14 protein-coding genes are annotated in these 16,980 nt (G+C 57.4%); 10 read left to right on the forward strand and 4 right to left on the reverse strand.

Going from position 1 to position 16,980, the window contains the following annotated elements; translation table 11 throughout:
* Window positions 1–9 precede the first annotated feature (9 nt).
* On the reverse strand, window positions 10–837 hold the full coding sequence (gene iclR / locus AC4IC4_RS01120) for a glyoxylate bypass operon transcriptional repressor IclR (RefSeq protein ID WP_075201537.1): 828 nt from the start codon (window positions 835–837) through the stop codon (window positions 10–12).
* A gap of 193 nt (window positions 838–1,030) precedes the next feature.
* Here iclR and metH point away from each other — a divergent pair, with 193 nt between their 5' ends.
* The 5 genes from metH (at window position 1,031) to rluF (ending at window position 8,095) form a co-directional block, all read left to right on the forward strand.
* The gene (metH, locus tag AC4IC4_RS01125; RefSeq protein ID WP_491472013.1) at window positions 1,031–4,714 is read left to right on the forward strand and encodes a methionine synthase; all 3,684 of its coding nucleotides are present in this window, start codon (window positions 1,031–1,033) and stop codon (window positions 4,712–4,714) included.
* Window positions 4,715–4,830: 116 nt separating this feature from the next.
* The gene (locus tag AC4IC4_RS01130; protein ID WP_048990567.1) at window positions 4,831–6,462 is read left to right on the forward strand and encodes a Na/Pi cotransporter family protein; all 1,632 of its coding nucleotides are present in this window, start codon (window positions 4,831–4,833) and stop codon (window positions 6,460–6,462) included.
* Window positions 6,463–6,557: 95 nt separating this feature from the next.
* Complete coding sequence (locus tag AC4IC4_RS01135) at window positions 6,558–6,851, forward strand: type II toxin-antitoxin system CcdA family antitoxin (RefSeq protein WP_048990569.1); 294 nt, start codon at window positions 6,558–6,560, stop codon at window positions 6,849–6,851.
* Window positions 6,851–7,168: a CcdB family protein gene (locus AC4IC4_RS01140; protein WP_029740630.1), complete on the forward strand. Its 318-nt coding sequence runs from the start codon at window positions 6,851–6,853 to the stop codon at window positions 7,166–7,168. Before AC4IC4_RS01135 ends, AC4IC4_RS01140 begins: the two co-directional genes overlap by 1 nt.
* A gap of 54 nt (window positions 7,169–7,222) precedes the next feature.
* The gene (rluF, locus tag AC4IC4_RS01145) at window positions 7,223–8,095 is read left to right on the forward strand and encodes a 23S rRNA pseudouridine(2604) synthase RluF (RefSeq protein ID WP_491472014.1); all 873 of its coding nucleotides are present in this window, start codon (window positions 7,223–7,225) and stop codon (window positions 8,093–8,095) included.
* Here rluF and AC4IC4_RS01150 read toward each other — a convergent pair whose 3' ends face one another.
* The 3 genes from AC4IC4_RS01150 to lysC all read right to left on the reverse strand — a co-directional run bounded on the left by AC4IC4_RS01150 (window position 8,096) and on the right by lysC (window position 10,806).
* Complete coding sequence (locus AC4IC4_RS01150; protein ID WP_491472015.1) at window positions 8,096–8,368, reverse strand: YjbD family protein; 273 nt, start codon at window positions 8,366–8,368, stop codon at window positions 8,096–8,098. It abuts the gene before it with no gap.
* 50 nt (window positions 8,369–8,418) lie between these two features.
* Window positions 8,419–9,363, reverse strand: a complete 945-nt coding sequence (gene panS, locus AC4IC4_RS01155) for a ketopantoate/pantoate/pantothenate transporter PanS (RefSeq protein WP_407859322.1) — start codon at window positions 9,361–9,363, stop codon at window positions 8,419–8,421.
* A gap of 93 nt (window positions 9,364–9,456) precedes the next feature.
* Window positions 9,457–10,806: a lysine-sensitive aspartokinase 3 gene (gene lysC / locus AC4IC4_RS01160; RefSeq protein ID WP_045909145.1), complete on the reverse strand. Its 1,350-nt coding sequence runs from the start codon at window positions 10,804–10,806 to the stop codon at window positions 9,457–9,459.
* Between the two features lie 374 nt (window positions 10,807–11,180).
* On the opposite strand from lysC, the gene pgi reads away from it, so the two are divergent.
* The 5 genes from pgi (at window position 11,181) to AC4IC4_RS01185 (ending at window position 16,972) form a co-directional block, all read left to right on the forward strand.
* Complete coding sequence (gene pgi / locus AC4IC4_RS01165) at window positions 11,181–12,830, forward strand: glucose-6-phosphate isomerase (RefSeq protein ID WP_048990575.1); 1,650 nt, start codon at window positions 11,181–11,183, stop codon at window positions 12,828–12,830.
* Between the two features lie 367 nt (window positions 12,831–13,197).
* The gene (yjbE, locus tag AC4IC4_RS01170) at window positions 13,198–13,440 is read left to right on the forward strand and encodes an exopolysaccharide production protein YjbE (RefSeq protein WP_008503423.1); all 243 of its coding nucleotides are present in this window, start codon (window positions 13,198–13,200) and stop codon (window positions 13,438–13,440) included.
* Window positions 13,441–13,503: 63 nt separating this feature from the next.
* On the forward strand, window positions 13,504–14,142 hold the full coding sequence (locus AC4IC4_RS01175; protein WP_491472016.1) for a YjbF family lipoprotein: 639 nt from the start codon (window positions 13,504–13,506) through the stop codon (window positions 14,140–14,142).
* The gene (locus AC4IC4_RS01180; RefSeq protein ID WP_463727389.1) at window positions 14,139–14,876 is read left to right on the forward strand and encodes a capsule biosynthesis GfcC family protein; all 738 of its coding nucleotides are present in this window, start codon (window positions 14,139–14,141) and stop codon (window positions 14,874–14,876) included. The genes AC4IC4_RS01175 and AC4IC4_RS01180 overlap by 4 nt, the downstream gene beginning before the upstream one ends.
* A complete protein-coding gene (locus AC4IC4_RS01185; RefSeq protein WP_024906678.1) occupies window positions 14,876–16,972 on the forward strand; it encodes a YjbH domain-containing protein in 2,097 nt (698 codons plus the stop codon). Before AC4IC4_RS01180 ends, AC4IC4_RS01185 begins: the two co-directional genes overlap by 1 nt.
* Window positions 16,973–16,980: the final 8 nt, after the last annotated feature.

Consider the following 16,980-nt stretch of genomic DNA (forward strand, 5'->3'; position numbering starts at 1 on the left):
CACTCAATTTTAACGAATCCCACCGTACGCCAGCGTCACCTCTTTCGCCGCCTTAATCACCAGCGCACCGAGCTCGGTCACGCGGTCGTCGGTCATCCGCGAAATCGGTCCGGAGATGGAGATGGCGGCAAACGGCTCGCGGTGTTCGTCGAAAATGCAGGCCGCGAGGCAGCGCAGGCCCAGGGCATGTTCTTCATCATCAAACGAATAGCCGCGCTTGCGGGTCAGGGCCAGATCTTCTTTCAGATGCACGGGCGACACCAGGGTGGCGTGGGTGTAGGCGTGCAGCCCTTTACGGTGCAGCAGCCCCGTCACCTGCTCCTCGCTCAGCTGCGAGAGAAATGCTTTCCCCGCCCCGGACGCATGCATCGGCAGCTTGCCGCCAATCGGTGCGGACATGCGCATCAGCTGCGTGCACTGCACCTGGTCGATGATAATCGCCTGATGGTCGCTCTGGTCCAGTACCGCCAGGTTTACCGTCTCGCCGGACTCCTCCATCAGCTTGCGCAGAATCGGATGCACAATCGCAAGCAGGTTGCGGCTCTGCAGGAAGCTGCTGCCGACGATAAACGCGTGCGCGCCCACCGCCCAGTGCCCCAGCTCGCCCACCTGACGCACAAAGCCCAGTTGCTGCATGGTGGTCAGCAGGCGGTGCGTTGTGGAGTTCGGCAGGCCAGCCTGCTGGGCCAGCTCCGTCAGGGCCACGCTGCTGTGCGACTCGGCTATCCACTCCAGCAGCTTCAGACCGCGCGTGAGCGATTGAACCTGTCCGCCCTGTTGTGCGGCGGTGGTGGCAGCAGGCTTTCTGCCGCGTTTGGCGGGAACGGTCGCGACCATGGCGATCTCCTTTTTCTGTATCGTGGAAATCATTTTCGTTTTATTTGGTGAATTTGCAACCGTTATCCTGACTGATCGGAGGAGTGATGGTGAACATGTCTCATGTTACCCCTGAGTGGCTTTTCCACCCTGCGAGATTGTGCCAGTATGGAACCCAGCCTTTTGGCCTTGTTGAGCGTTGTCGGGAGCAAGTGTGAGCAGCAAAGTAGAGCAACTGCGTGCGCAGTTAAATGAACGAATTCTGGTGCTGGACGGCGGCATGGGCACCATGATCCAGGGCTATCGTCTGAGTGAAGACGATTTCCGCGGCGAGCGCTTTGCCGACTGGCCATGCGACCTGAAAGGGAACAACGACCTGCTGGTGCTCAGCAAGCCGTCCGTGATTAAGGATATCCACAACGCCTACTTCGAAGCGGGGGCGGATATCGTTGAAACCAACACCTTCAACTCGACAACCATCGCCATGGCGGATTACCAGATGGAATCCCTGTCGGCGGAAATCAACCTGGAAGCCGCGAAGCTGGCGCGCGCCTGTGCCGACGAGTGGACGGCCCGCACGCCGGACAAGCCTCGCTACGTTGCCGGGGTGCTTGGCCCGACGAACCGCACCGCGTCGATTTCACCGGACGTCAACGACCCGACGTTTCGTAACATCACCTTTGACCAGCTGGTTGCCGCCTACCGCGAATCGACCAGAGCGCTGGTGGAAGGCGGCTCCGACCTGATCCTGATTGAAACCGTATTCGATACCCTCAACGCCAAAGCCGCAATTTACGCGGTGAAAGAGGAGTTTGAGGCGCTGGGCGTTGACCTGCCGATCATGATTTCCGGCACCATCACCGACGCCTCCGGCCGCACCCTGTCTGGCCAGACAACCGAAGCGTTTTATAACTCCCTGCGCCACGCCGAAGCGCTCTCCTTTGGCCTTAACTGCGCGCTGGGGCCGGATGAACTGCGTCAGTACGTGCAGGAGCTATCGCGCATTGCGGAATGCTACGTCACCGCACACCCGAACGCCGGTCTGCCGAACGCGTTCGGTGAATACGATCTCGATGCCGACACCATGGCGGCGCAAATCCGCGAGTGGGCCGAGTCTGGCTTCCTGAACATTGTCGGTGGCTGCTGCGGCACCACGCCGGAGCACATCGCGGCCATGAGCAACGCCGTCGCCGGACTGCCGCCGCGCAAGCTGCCCGAGCTTCCGGTTGCCTGTCGCCTTTCCGGACTCGAGCCGTTGACCATCGGCGACGAAAGCCTGTTTGTAAACGTGGGTGAGCGTACTAACGTCACCGGTTCTGCAAAGTTCAAGCGCCTGATCAAAGAAGAGAAGTACAGCGAAGCGCTGGACGTTGCCCGCCAGCAGGTGGAAAGCGGCGCGCAGATTATCGATATCAACATGGATGAGGGGATGCTCGACGCCGAAGCGGCGATGGTGCGTTTCCTCAACCTGATCGCCGGTGAGCCGGACATCGCCCGCGTGCCGATCATGATTGACTCCTCCAAATGGGAAGTCATCGAGAAAGGGCTGAAGTGCATTCAGGGTAAAGGCATCGTCAACTCTATCTCGATGAAAGAGGGCGTTGATATCTTTATCCACCACGCGAAAATGGTCCGCCGCTACGGTGCCGCCGTGGTGGTCATGGCCTTTGACGAAGTGGGCCAGGCGGATACCCGCGAGCGCAAAATCGAGATTTGCCGCCGTGCGTACAAGATTTTGACCGAAGAGGTGGGCTTCCCGCCGGAAGACATCATCTTTGACCCGAACATCTTCGCCGTGGCGACCGGCATCGAAGAGCATAATAACTATGCCCAGGACTTTATCGGCGCGTGCGAGGACATCAAGCGCGAGCTGCCGCATGCGCTGATCTCCGGCGGCGTATCGAACGTGTCATTCTCATTCCGCGGTAACGACCCGGTGCGTGAAGCGATCCACGCCGTGTTCCTCTACTACGCCATCCGCAACGGCATGGACATGGGGATCGTTAACGCCGGACAGCTGGCGATTTACGACGACCTTCCTGCCGAGCTGCGCGATGCCGTCGAGGACGTGATCCTTAACCGCCGCGACGACGCCACCGAGCGCATGCTGGACCTGGCGGAGAAATACCGCGGCAGCAAATCGGATGAGGCGGCAAACGTTCAGCAGGCCGAGTGGCGTTCCTGGGACGTGAAAAAGCGTCTGGAATACTCGCTGGTTAAAGGCATTACCGAATTTATCGAGCTCGATACCGAAGAGGCGCGCCAGCAGGCAGCCCGCCCGATTGAGGTGATTGAAGGCCCGCTGATGGACGGCATGAACGTGGTCGGCGATCTGTTTGGCGAAGGCAAGATGTTCCTGCCGCAGGTGGTGAAATCCGCCCGCGTGATGAAGCAGGCAGTGGCGTATCTTGAGCCCTACATCGAAGCCAGCAAAGAGAAAGGTTCCAGCAACGGCAAGATGGTCATTGCCACCGTGAAGGGCGACGTGCACGACATCGGTAAGAATATCGTCGGCGTGGTGCTGCAGTGCAATAACTACGAAATTATCGACCTCGGCGTGATGGTCCCGGCGGATAAAATCCTCAAGACCGCGCGCGAAGTGAACGCTGACCTGATTGGCCTCTCCGGGCTGATCACCCCGTCGCTCGACGAAATGGTCAACGTGGCGAAGGAGATGGAGCGTCAGGGCTTCACCATTCCGCTGCTGATTGGCGGCGCGACCACCTCGAAAGCGCACACGGCGGTGAAAATCGAGCAGAACTACAGCGGGCCGACGGTGTACGTGCAGAACGCCTCGCGCACCGTGGGCGTGGTCTCCGCGCTGCTCTCTGACACCCAGCGCGACGAGTTTGTTGAGCGCACCCGCAAAGAGTACGAAACCGTCCGCATCCAGCACGGCCGTAAGAAGCCGCGCACCCCGCCTGTTTCACTCCAGGCGGCGCGCGACAACGATCTGGCCTTTGACTGGTCGAGCTATACGCCGCCGGTCGCGCATCGTCTGGGCGTTCAGGAGGTCAGCGCCAGCATCGAGACGCTGCGCAACTACATCGACTGGACGCCGTTCTTTATGACCTGGTCGCTGGCGGGTAAATATCCGCGCATCCTGGAGGATGAGGTGGTAGGCGAGGAGGCGAAGCGTCTGTTCAAAGATGCCAACGACATGCTCGACACGCTGAGCGCAGAGAAAACCCTCAACCCGCGCGGCGTGGTGGGGCTGTTCCCGGCGAACCGCGTGGGTGACGACATTGAAATTTATCGCGATGAAACCCGCACCCACGTATTGGCAGTCAGCCGCCATCTGCGCCAGCAAACCGAGAAAGTGGGCTTTGCCAACTACTGCCTGGCCGATTTCGTCGCGCCGAAGTTAAGTGGTAAAGCCGACTATATCGGCGCCTTTGCGGTAACCGGCGGTCTGGAAGAAGATGCGCTGGCGGACGCGTTCGAAGCGCAGCACGATGATTACAATAAAATCATGGTGAAAGCGATTGCCGACCGCCTGGCGGAAGCCTTTGCCGAGTACCTCCACGAGCGCGTGCGTAAGGTGCACTGGGGCTACGCGGCGAATGAAAACCTCAGCAATGAGGATCTGATCCGCGAAAACTACCAGGGCATTCGCCCGGCACCGGGATACCCGGCCTGCCCGGAACACACCGAGAAAGGCACAATCTGGAAACTGCTGGACGTAGAAGCGCATACAGGTATGAGGCTCACCGAGTCGTTCGCCATGTGGCCGGGCGCGTCAGTCTCAGGCTGGTACTTCAGCCATCCGGACAGCAAGTACTTCGCCGTGGCGCAGCTGCAGCGGGATCAGATCGAAGATTACGCCTTGCGCAAAGGGATGAGCGTATCAGAAGTGGAGCGCTGGCTGGCCCCTAATCTCGGCTACGACGCCGACTAAAATCACTTTTCCTTACAACAAACAGGGCACCTCAAGGGTGCCTTGTCTCTTTCTTACGCTTAAACCCTTATACTGAACCTATGGAAAACGAATAACGATAAGGAGGAAAACCTTCCGTGCTGACCCTGTTACATCTGCTCTCTGCAGTCGCACTGCTCGTATGGGGCACCCATATCGTCCGTACCGGCGTGATGCGCGTTTTTGGCGCCCGTTTACGTACCGTCCTCAGCAGCAGCGTTGAGAAGAAGCCGCTCGCCTTCTGCGCGGGCATTGGCGTAACGGCACTGGTTCAGAGCAGTAACGCCACGACCCTGCTTGTCACCTCCTTTGTGGCGCAGGATCTGGTGGCGCTGGCCCCGGCGCTGGTCATTGTGCTGGGTGCGGATGTAGGTACCGCGCTGATGGCGCGTATCCTGACGTTCGATCTCTCCTGGCTGTCCCCGCTGCTGATTTTTATCGGCGTTATCTTCTTCCTCGGCCGCAAACAGACGCGCGCCGGCCAGCTTGGACGTGTGGGCATTGGCCTGGGGCTGATTCTGCTGGCGCTGGAGCTGATTGTGCAGGCGGTCACCCCTATTACCGAGGCCAACGGCGTTCAGGTCATCTTCGCTTCCCTGACCGGGGACATCATGCTCGACGCGCTTATTGGCGCGGTGTTTGCCATCGTCAGCTACTCCAGCCTGGCCGCCGTGCTGCTGACGGCCACGCTCACCGCCGCCGGGGCGATCTCCTTCCCGGTCGCGCTGTGCCTGGTGATCGGTGCCAACCTCGGCTCGGGCCTGCTGGCGATGCTCAATAACAGCGCGGCCAACGCCGCAGCCCGACGCGTGGCGCTCGGCAGCCTGCTGTTTAAGCTGGTGGGCAGCCTGATTATCCTGCCCTTTATCCACCCGCTGGCGAATCTGATGGACAACCTCCCGTTGCCGAAGGCGGAGCTGGTGATCTATTTCCACGTGTTCTACAACCTGGTGCGCTGCCTGGCGATGGTACCTTTTGCCGGGTCGATGGCCCGCTTCTGTGAACGCCTCATTCAGGACGAACCGGAGCTGGATGCGCGCCTGAAACCGAAGCACCTGGATACGTCCGCGCTGGACACCCCGGCGCTGGCGCTGGCGAATGCCGCGCGCGAGACGCTGCGCATGGGCGACGCGATGGAAACCATGCTCGAAGGCCTGCAAAAGGTGATGCACGGTGAGCCGCGTGAAGAGAAAGAGCTGCGCAGGTTAGCTGACGATATCAACGTGCTCTATACCGCAATCAAGCTTTACCTGGCGCGCATGCCGCAGGACGAGCTGGCGGAAGAGGAGTCCCGCCGCTGGGCGGAAATTATCGAGATGTCGCTCAACCTTGAGCAGGCTTCGGATATCGTTGAACGCATGGGCAGCGAGATCGCCGACAAATCCCTTGCCGCGCGTCGTGCGTTTTCAGGTGAAGGCCTGAAGGAGCTGGAAGCGCTGCACGAACAGCTGGTCAGCAACCTCAAGCTGGCGATGTCGGTATTCTTCTCCAGCGATGTGCCGAGCGCGCGCCGCCTGCGCCGCAACAAGCATCGTTTCCGTATTCTGAACCGCCGCTACTCGCACGCCCACGTTGAGCGTCTGCACCAGCAGAACGTGCAGAGTATCGAAACCAGCTCACTCCACCTGGGACTGCTGGGCGATATGAAGCGCCTCAACTCGTTGTTCTGTGCGGTGGCCTACAGCGTGATGGAACAGCCGGATGAAGACGACGAGCGGGATGAGTATTAATCTCTGAAAGCGCCTCGCAAAACCTTGTTGCGAGGCGTGACACCTTATCAAGCGCCATTTACCCTTCAGACCTTACGTTTTTTAGGGAATAGAAAATGGTCGTTTATTACGCTACACTTCGCCAATTCATGCGCATTCCGATGGGGGTTTTCATGCGCACTACTCATGGCATTAAAAAATCAGTCAACGTGTCGTTAGCACCTGAAATCCTTGAAGAGGCGCGACGGCTTAAACTTAATCTCTCTGCCGTGCTCACGGCTGCACTGCAGGAGCAGTTTCGTGCGCATCAGCGTGCAGAGTGGTTAGCAGAAAATAAAGCTTCTATCGAGGCCATTAACCAATGGGTTGATGAAAACGGCTCCTTTAGTGACTTTCAGAGGTCGTTCTGATGGAGCAATATTTTGCTTATGAGAATGAAGGTAAGGGGAAAACTGCCTATCCCTGGCTAATCAATATGCAGCATCCCGTGGCTAATGTGATGAAGCATGTTCTGGTCGCCCCCGCAGTTGAACTTAGCCATCTGGGAGGCATTCAGCCACCTGCGAAAGTGTGCCCTGTCGTTGAGATAGCGGGTAAACCCTGTGTGGTAATGATGCACATGATGGCAGGCATATCGCCAAAAGAGTTAGGCGAGCGTGTCGCCGATCTTACGCAAAACCGTGCTTCATTGCGGGATGCACTCGATTTTTTGATCAACGGTTACTAACACTTTTTTGTCAGCCGCAAGGTAAGGTATATTTCGCCCTTCACAGGAGAAACTATGCTGCCAACTCAATCAACCCGATTAAACAAATACATTAGCGAGAGCGGGATCTGCTCACGTCGCGAGGCTGACCGTTACATTGAACAAGGTAACGTGTTTCTTAACGGCAAACGCGCCACCATCGGCGATCAGGTGGTGCCTGGCGATGTGGTTAAAGTGAATGGTCAGCTCATCGAACCGCGTGATGCTGAAGACCTGGTGTTTATCGCGTTGAACAAACCGGTTGGGATTGTCAGCACCACGGAAGACGGTGAGCGGGACAACATCGTTGATTTCGTGAACCACAGCAGCCGTATCTTCCCGATTGGCCGTCTGGATAAAGACTCTCAGGGGCTGATTTTCCTCACCAACCACGGCGATCTGGTCAACAAGATCCTGCGTGCCGGTAACGATCACGAGAAAGAGTACATTGTGACGGTGAATAAGCCGGTCACGGACGACTTCATTCGCGGTATGGGCGCCGGTGTGCCGATCCTTGGTACCGTTACGAAAAAGTGTAAGGTGAAGAAAGAAGCGCCGTTCGCGTTCCGCATTACCCTGGTGCAGGGCTTAAACCGCCAGATCCGCCGCATGTGCGAACATTTCGGTTATGAAGTGACGAAGCTTGAGCGCACGCGCATCATGAACGTCAGCCTGTCCGGCATTCCGCTGGGTGAATGGCGCGACTTAACGGATGACGAACTGATCGAGCTATTCAAGCTTATCGAGAACTCCTCGTCCGAAGCGAAGCCGAAGGCCAAAGCAAAACCGAAAACCCAGGCGATTAAACGTCCGGTGGTGAAGGCGCCGCAGGCGGAAGAGAAAGGACGCGGCAAATCGGGTAACGGGAAGCGATTTACCCAGCCTGGCCGTAAAAAGAAAGGGCGCTGATTAGCGCCTTCCACGGGTAGACGTTGTGGCCGACCAGGAAAAGGTCGCCTCTGCATCGGGTTTATAAGCCTGCTCTTTTTTCAGCTTGCGGGCTTTTTTCGCCGCGGCGTCACGCTGCGCCATCAGCTTATCGATGTACTCTTTTTTCACCTGATTGGTTTCGGCGTTCGTCAGCGTGCGGCCATGTGCGATACGGGCGCGGTCGAGAAGCGTTTTCAGTTCGCGCTGCTCGGCTTCGGTCATGTCTTTCTGGGTCAAACGTGGTATAGCCATTGCTGAAGCCTCCTGATGGGGAGGCTTCAGTGTAAAGCAAGCTGAGTCAATTAACCCTGCTTCACCGCATCTTTTTTCGTTTGTTCATCAATCGGTTTGCCGGACCAGTAGCCCGCCAGCAGCGAGCCGGAGAGGTTGTGCCAGACGGAGAACAGCGCGCCAGGCAGGGCCGCCAGCGGGGAGAAGTAAATTTTACCAAGCGCCGCCGCCAGGCCGGAGTTCTGCATCCCTACCTCGATTGCCAGCGTGCGGCAGGTCGATTCGTCGAAGCCAAATAGTTTCCCTCCCCAGTAGCCGCCCAGCAGACCAATGGTGTTATGTAGCACCACCGCGACGATCACCACAAAGCCTACGGAAGCAATGTGCGAGGCGGAGCCCGCTACCACGGCGCTGATGATGGCCAGAATACAGGCCATTGAAAACGCGGGCAGGTATGGCTCAACGGCCTTCACCACGCGCGGGAAAAGATGGTGAATGGCCAGCCCCACCGCAATCGGGATCACCACAATCTGCAGAATGCTCAGCAGCATGCCCATCACGTCCACCTGAATATGCGCATCCACGTACAGGCGGGTTAACAGCGGCGTGGCAATCACGCCCACCAGCGTAGAGACGGACGAGATAGTGACGGAGAGCGCCACGTCGCCTTTCGCCAGATAGATCATGACGTTGGACGCCGTGCCGCTGGCCACGCTGCCCACCAGCACCATCCCGGCGGAGAGGTCGGGCGGCATCTTAAAGGCCATCGCCAGCAGCCACGCCGCGAGCGGCATCACCAGGTAGTGCAGAAATATTCCTGCCGCGACGGGCGCAGGGCGAGACAGCACGCGTTTAAAGTCGTCGACTTTCAGATGCACGCCCATACCGAACATGATCAGCATCAGCAGGGTGGTGACCCACGGCCCGATGCCGGTGAACGTGGTGGGGGTGTAATACGCGAGTACGGAGAGCAGCAGCGCCCATAACGGGAACAGCCGCGTGATGGCGGATAACATAATGGTTTCCTTGCAGTATTGTCGTGTTGTTTAGTTATGAAAAAGCCGGGTCTGTGCCCGGCTTGTAGATATTGTTTATCGCGCTAACGAATTTTATTCAAACAAATTCTGATGAAGTTTCTGCACGACCTGCTCGGCCTGATCGGCAGGCACCAGGAAGCAGAGGTTATAGCTGGACGCACCGTAGCAAATCATGCGGATGTTGAACGGGTCGAGCACACCAAACACCTCTTTGCCCACGCCGCAGGCACGCGACAGCTTGTTGCCAATGATGGCAACCAGCGCCAGATCTTCTTCCACTTCCACGCGGCACAGCTCGGACAGCTCAATCAGCAGCGACTGCGTCAGCAGGGTGTCGCCGGTGGAGGTAGAACCGGTGGTGTCCAGCGTCAGCGCAATGCTCACTTCAGAGGTGGTGATCAGATCCACGGAGATGTTGTGGCGTGCCAGAATGCCAAACACTTCCGCCAGGAAACCGCGGGAGTGCAGCATATTGTGGCTGTGCAGGGTGACCAGCGTCTGGCGACGGCGCAGGGCCAGGGCGCGGAACAGCGGCGGGTTTTCCGTTTTCTTGCAGACCAGCGTCCCGCCCGCTTTCGGATCTTTACTGGAGCCGACGAAGACCGGAATATCGCTACGTACGGCTGGCAAAAGGGTTGCCGGATGCAGCACTTTCGCACCGAAGGTGGCCATTTCAGCCGCTTCTTCAAACGCGATCACGTCAATACGTTTCGCCGCAGAAACGACGCGCGGGTCGGTGGTGTAAATGCCCGGAACGTCAGTCCAGATATCCACGCGCGTGGCATGCAGGGCTTCGCCCAGCAGCGCGGCGGTGTAGTCGCTGCCGCCACGGCCAAGCGTGGTGGTGCGGCCCTTCGCTTCACTGCCGATAAAGCCCTGGGTGATCACGATACCGTCTGCCAGGCGTGGTGCCAGCTGCTGATTGGTCAGTTCGGCCAGTGCTTCAACGTCCGGCTCGGCACGGCCAAAGCGGTCGCTGGTACGCATCACTTTACGCACGTCAAACCACTGCGCCTGAATGTTACGCTCGCGCATGATTTCAACAAACAGCAGGGTGGACATCAGCTCGCCGTGGCTAACCAGCTCGTCGGTCAGGGCGGTGGAGGTGGCCAGAGAGGCGGCTTCTGCCAGGGTAGTGATATTTTCCAGCAGACGTTCCACTTCCTCGCGGATGACGTTCGGGTTCTGCAGACGCTCAAGAATGTCGAACTGAATTTTGCGCAGTGCATCCAGCTTCACGAAACGTTCTGTCGCTTCCAGTCCTTCAGACAGAGAAACCAGCAGGTTCGTCACGCCGGCAGATGCAGACAGCACCACCAGGCGGGTATTCGGATCGGCCAGCACCACATCGGCGCTGCGGTTCATGGCATCGTAATCGGCCACACTGGTGCCGCCAAACTTGGCGACCACAAAACTCGTCATAACAACCTCGTGTCAGGGAATGAATAAGCGACCTTGGCACAAGAGTGAAACGAAAACAGGTGCAGGCGCAAAATACGGCCCTATAAATAAAATGCGGGGGAGGTCCTGTCAATGCTGGGATTATGCGGATTTTTTATGGGGGGGTACCCCTGAGAAACAGGACTTATAACAGCGCCAGATTTTATGCTCCGTTTTAGGGCATTTTGACCGACATTTCGCCGCCCCGGGAGGGCGTTTCAGCAGCTATACTTTTCGGGTCTTTTCACCTGCGTTTGATGCAGGCCAGGGCAATGGCATAAAAACCATCACAATTTTTATTTGCAGGCGCTACAATCGACCGCAGTCACAATTCTCAAATCAGAAGAGTATTGCTAATGAAAAACATCAACCCAACGCAGACCGCTGCCTGGCAGGCACTCCAGAAACATTATGATGAAATGAAAGACGTCACCATCGCGGATCTGTTCGCGAAAGATGCCGATCGTTTCAACAAGTTCTCCGCGACCTTCGACGACCTGATGCTGGTGGATTTCTCCAAAAACCGCATTACCGAAGAGACGCTGGCAAAACTGCAGGATCTGGCGAAAGAAACCGAGCTTGCCGACGCCATCAAATCCATGTTCTCCGGTGAGAAGATCAACCGCACCGAAGACCGTGCCGTGCTGCACGTCGCTCTGCGTAACCGTAGCAATACGCCAATCATCGTTGACGGCAAAGACGTCATGCCGGAAGTGAACGCGGTGCTGGAAAAGATGAAAACCTTCTCCGAAGCGATCATCTCCGGCAACTGGAAAGGCTACACCGGCAAAGCGATCACTGACGTGGTTAACATCGGTATCGGCGGTTCTGACCTCGGTCCGTTCATGGTGACCGAAGCGCTGCGCCCGTACAAAAACCACCTCAATATGCACTTTGTGTCTAACGTCGATGGTACCCACATCGCCGAAGTGCTGAAGAACGTGAACCCGGAAACCACCCTGTTCCTGGTTGCGTCTAAAACCTTTACCACCCAGGAAACCATGACCAACGCCCACAGCGCGCGCGACTGGTTCCTGAAAACGGCTGGCGATAACAAGCACGTGGCGAAACACTTCGCGGCGCTGTCTACCAACGGTAAAGCCGTCAGCGAGTTCGGCATTGATACCGCGAACATGTTCGAGTTCTGGGACTGGGTTGGCGGCCGCTACTCCCTGTGGTCTGCGATTGGCCTGTCCATCATCCTGTCCGTGGGCTTCGACAACTTCGTTGAGCTGCTCTCCGGCGCGCACGCGATGGATAAACACTTCTCCACCACCGCACCAGAGAAAAACCTGCCGGTGCTGCTGGCGCTGATCGGTATCTGGTACAACAACTTCTTCGGCGCTGAAACCGAAGCGATCCTGCCGTACGACCAGTATATGCACCGCTTTGCGGCCTACTTCCAGCAGGGCAACATGGAATCCAACGGTAAATATGTTGACCGTAACGGCAACGCGGTGGACTACCAGACTGGCCCAATCATCTGGGGCGAGCCGGGCACCAACGGTCAGCATGCCTTCTACCAGCTGATTCACCAGGGCACCAAAATGGTACCGTGCGATTTCATCGCCCCGGCTATTACCCATAACCCGCTGTCCGATCACCATCCGAAGCTGCTGTCCAACTTCTTCGCACAGACCGAAGCGCTGGCGTTTGGTAAATCCCGCGAGGTGGTTGAGCAGGAATACCGTGACCAGGGTAAAGACCCAGCCACGCTGGACCACGTGGTGCCGTTCAAAGTGTTCGAAGGCAACCGTCCAACCAACTCCATCCTGCTGCGCGAAATCACGCCGTTCAGCCTGGGTGCGCTGATTGCTCTGTACGAGCACAAAATCTTCACACAGGGCGCGATCCTGAACATCTTCACCTTTGACCAGTGGGGCGTTGAGCTGGGCAAACAGCTGGCAAACCGTATTCTGCCAGAGCTGGGTGATGATAAAGCGATTACCAGCCATGACAGCTCAACAAATGGTTTGATCAACCGTTATAAAGCATGGCGTGCGTAATTAAAACGTCATGAAAACGTGCCGGCGAAATGCCGGCATTTTTTTATCGGATAATTCCTGATGTCTGTTAGTTAACTCAAATTCTGGATCTGAGTTTAATCCGAAAAAGACGGTTAACCCGTTAATTGCTGCGGTTTATTTTAAGAAAATACGCAGTAGTCCATTAATATATTTATATTATAAGTTATTGATTTTTATAAATTATATATTTATGCCATTTGTCTTTCATTTCCATTTTAACCATTAATCCGAAAACCCTCTCCCTATTTCCCCTTACGGCAAACCCACGGCAGTAGTTGTGTATACTCGATTCCGCCTGAAATTCTTTTCGGGCAAATCTCCATTCATTCATTGAAGGGAAATTGTTATGAAGAAAGTACTGTATGGCATTTTTGCCATATCTGCGCTTGCGGCGACATCTGTCTATGCAGCTCCGGTTCAGGTCGGGGAAGCGGCAGGTTCGGCTGCGACGTCTGCGTCTGCGGGAAGTTCTACCGCAGCCAGCGCCAGCACCGTAAGTTCAGCCGTGGGTGTCGCGCTGGCGGCAACCGGTGGCGGTGATGGCTCCAACACCGGAACCACGACCACCACGACAACCAGCACCCAGTAATAGCGGGTGTTTTAATCATAACCACACTTCGGTGTGGTTATTTCGCCCCTTCGGAGAAGAGTCGTGAAGCGACCTGCAATCATTCTGATTTGCCTGCTGCTGCAGGCGTGCTCGGCCACCACTAAAGGGCTGGGAAACTCACTGTGGGAAAGCCTGTTCGGCACACCGGGCGTGCATCTGACCGATGACGAACTTCAGAACATGCCCTATGCCAGTCAGTACATGCAGCTTAACGATGGCCCGCAACTGTTTGTGGTGCTCGCTTTCGATGAAAACGGGCAGCAGAAATGGGTGACGCAGGATCAGGCTACCATCGTGACGCAGCATGGCCGTATCGTGAAAACCCTGCTGGGCGGCGATAACCTGCTGGAGGTGAATAATATCGCCGACGACCCGCTGATCAAGCCGAACAAGATCGCCGACGGCGCAGGCTGGACGCGCACGATGGGCTGGACCGAACACAAGCAGGTGCGTTACGCCACGGCACGCTCGACCTTCCGCTGGGACGGCACGGACAGCGTGAAAGTCGGCAGCGACGAAACGCAGGTTCGCGTGCTGGATGAAGAGGTCACCACCGACAAGGCCACCTGGCACAACCGCTTCTGGATCGACGAGGAAGGGCAGATCCGTCAGTCCTTACAGTATCTCGGTGCCGGATTCTTCCCGGTCAAAACCACCCTGATCAAGGCGGCGAAATCATGAAAACGCTCATTCACGTTGCGCTTATCGCCAGTTTTGCCGCGCCGCTGGCATGGTCCGCCGGGACAGTAAAGGTCTACACGCCGGACAGTGAAAAACCCAAAACCTTAACCCACGCCGAGCATCTGCTCGATCTCGTCGGACAGCCAAGGCTCGCCAACAGCTGGTGGCCGGGCGCGGTCATCGCTGAACGGCAGAAGACCGCTGAAGCGGAACAACAGCACAAGGCTCTCCTTGCGAGGCTGACGGGACTCGCGGAGCAGGAAGATGGCGACGACGCGGCGGCCATTAACAGCGTCCGTCAGCAGCTGCAGGCGCTGAAGGTGACGGGCCGTCAGAACGTCAATCTTGACCCGGATGACGTGCGCGTCACGGAAAACGGCAACCCGACGCTGGAAGGGGACTATACGCTCTGGCTGCCGGCGAAGCCGACGACGGTGACCGTGATGGGGCTTATCAGCAGCCCGGGTAATAAGCCCTTTACCCCCGGTCGTGACGTGGCGAGCTACCTCGACGAGCAGAGCCTGCTGAGCGGTGCCGATAACAGCTACGCCTGGGTGGTTTACCCTGACGGCCACACGCAAAAAGCCCCCGTCGCTTACTGGAATAAACGGCATATCGAACCCATGCCGGGCAGCATCATTTTTGTCGGTTTTGCCGACCATTTCTGGACGAAGGCGTATGACGGGCTTAACGCCGATATCCTTCACTCCCTGATTCAGCGGATACCGGAATAATGAAAAGAACTTATCTCTACAGCATGCTGGCGCTCTGCGTGAGTGCCGCCTGCCATGCAGAAACGTATCCGGCACCCATTGGCCCGTCTCAGTCAGACTTCGGCGGCGTCGGTTTACTACAAACGCCCACCGCGCGTATGGCGCGCGAGGGGGAAATTAGCCTTAACTACCGTGATAACGACCAGTATCGCTACTACTCGGCGTCGGTGCAGCTGTTCCCGTGGCTTGAAACCACGCTGCGCTATACCGACGTGCGGACGAAACAATACAGCAGCGTCGAGGCGTTCTCAGGCGATCAGACCTACAAAGATAAAGCCTTCGACGTCAAGCTGCGCCTGTGGGAAGAGAGCTACTGGATGCCGCAGGTCTCAGTGGGTGCCAAAGATATCGGCGGTACCGGTCTGTTTGATGCGGAATACATCGTGGCCAGCAAAGCCTGGGGGCCGTTCGACTTCTCACTCGGGATGGGATGGGGCTATCTCGGCACCAGCGGTAACGTGAAAAACCCGTTTTGCTCCTACAGCGATAAATACTGCTACCGCGATAACAGTTATCAGAAAGCGGGCTCCATCAACGGGGACCAGATGTTCCACGGCCCGGCGTCGCTGTTTGGCGGTGTAGAGTATCAAACACCCTGGCAGCCATTACGCCTGAAGCTGGAGTACGAGGGGAATGACTACTCGCAGGACTTCGCCGGGAAGATTGAGCAGAAGAGCAAGTTTAACGTCGGCGCCATTTATCGCGTCACCGACTGGGCCGACGTTAACCTCAGCTACGAGCGCGGCAATACGGTGATGTTTGGCTTCACGCTGCGCACCAACTTTAACGACATGCGGCCGCACTACAATGATAACGCGCGGCCTGCATACCAGCCGGAGCCGCAGGATGCGATTCTGCAGCACTCTGTGGTGGCAAACCAGCTGACGCTGCTGAAATACAATGCCGGTCTGGCGGATCCGAAAATTCAGGTGAAAGGCGATACGCTGTACGTGACCGGCGAGCAGGTGAAATACCGCGACTCGCGCGAAGGGATCGAACGCGCCAACCGGATCGTTATGAACGATCTCCCGGACGGGATCCGCACGATCCGCGTGACGGAGAATCGTCTCAACCTGCCGCAGGTGACGACGGAAACGGACGTTGCCAGCCTTAAGCGCCACCTGGAAGGCGAACCGCTCGGGCATGAAACCGAGCTGGTGCAAAAACGCGTAGAGCCGATCGTGCCGGAGACCACCGAGCAGGGCTGGTATATCGACAAGTCGCGCTTCGATTTCCATATCGATCCGGTGTTGAACCAGTCCGTCGGCGGGCCGGAAAACTTCTACATGTATCAGCTGGGCGTCATGGCGACGGCGGATCTGTGGCTTACCGACCACCTGCTGACCACCGGCAGCCTGTTTGGCAACATCGCTAACAACTACGACAAGTTCAACTATACCAACCCGCCAAAAGACTCACAGCTGCCGCGCGTGCGTACCCGCGTGCGTGAGTACGTGCAGAACGATGCCTATGTGAATAACCTGCAGGCCAACTATTTCCAGTACTTCGGCAACGGCTTCTACGGCCAGGTGTACGGCGGGTATCTGGAAACCATGTACGGCGGCGCGGGGGCGGAAGTGCTTTATCGTCCTGTCGACAGCAACTGGGCGTTCGGGGTTGATGCCAACTACGTCAAGCAGCGTGACTGGCGCAGCGCCCAGGACATGATGAAGTTCACCGACTACAGCGTCAAAACCGGTCACCTGACTGCCTACTGGACGCCGTCGTTCGCACCTGACGTGCTGGTGAAAGCCAGCGTCGGCCAGTACCTGGCGGGCGATAAGGGCGGCACGCTGGACATCTCCAAACACTTCGACAGCGGCGTCGTGGTGGGCGGCTACGCCACCATCACCAATGTCTCGCCGGACGAATATGGGGAAGGGGACTTCACCAAAGGGGTTTACGTATCGATTCCGCTGGATCTGTTCTCATCTGGTCCAACCCGCAGCCGTGCGGCCATCGGCTGGACGCCGCTGACGCGCGACGGTGGTCAGCAGCTTGGGCGTAAGTTCCAGCTGTACGACATGACCAGCGACAAGAACATTAATTTCCGCTGATGCCCCTC

This window comes from Enterobacter sp. Taxon_2 (assembly GCF_058355295.1).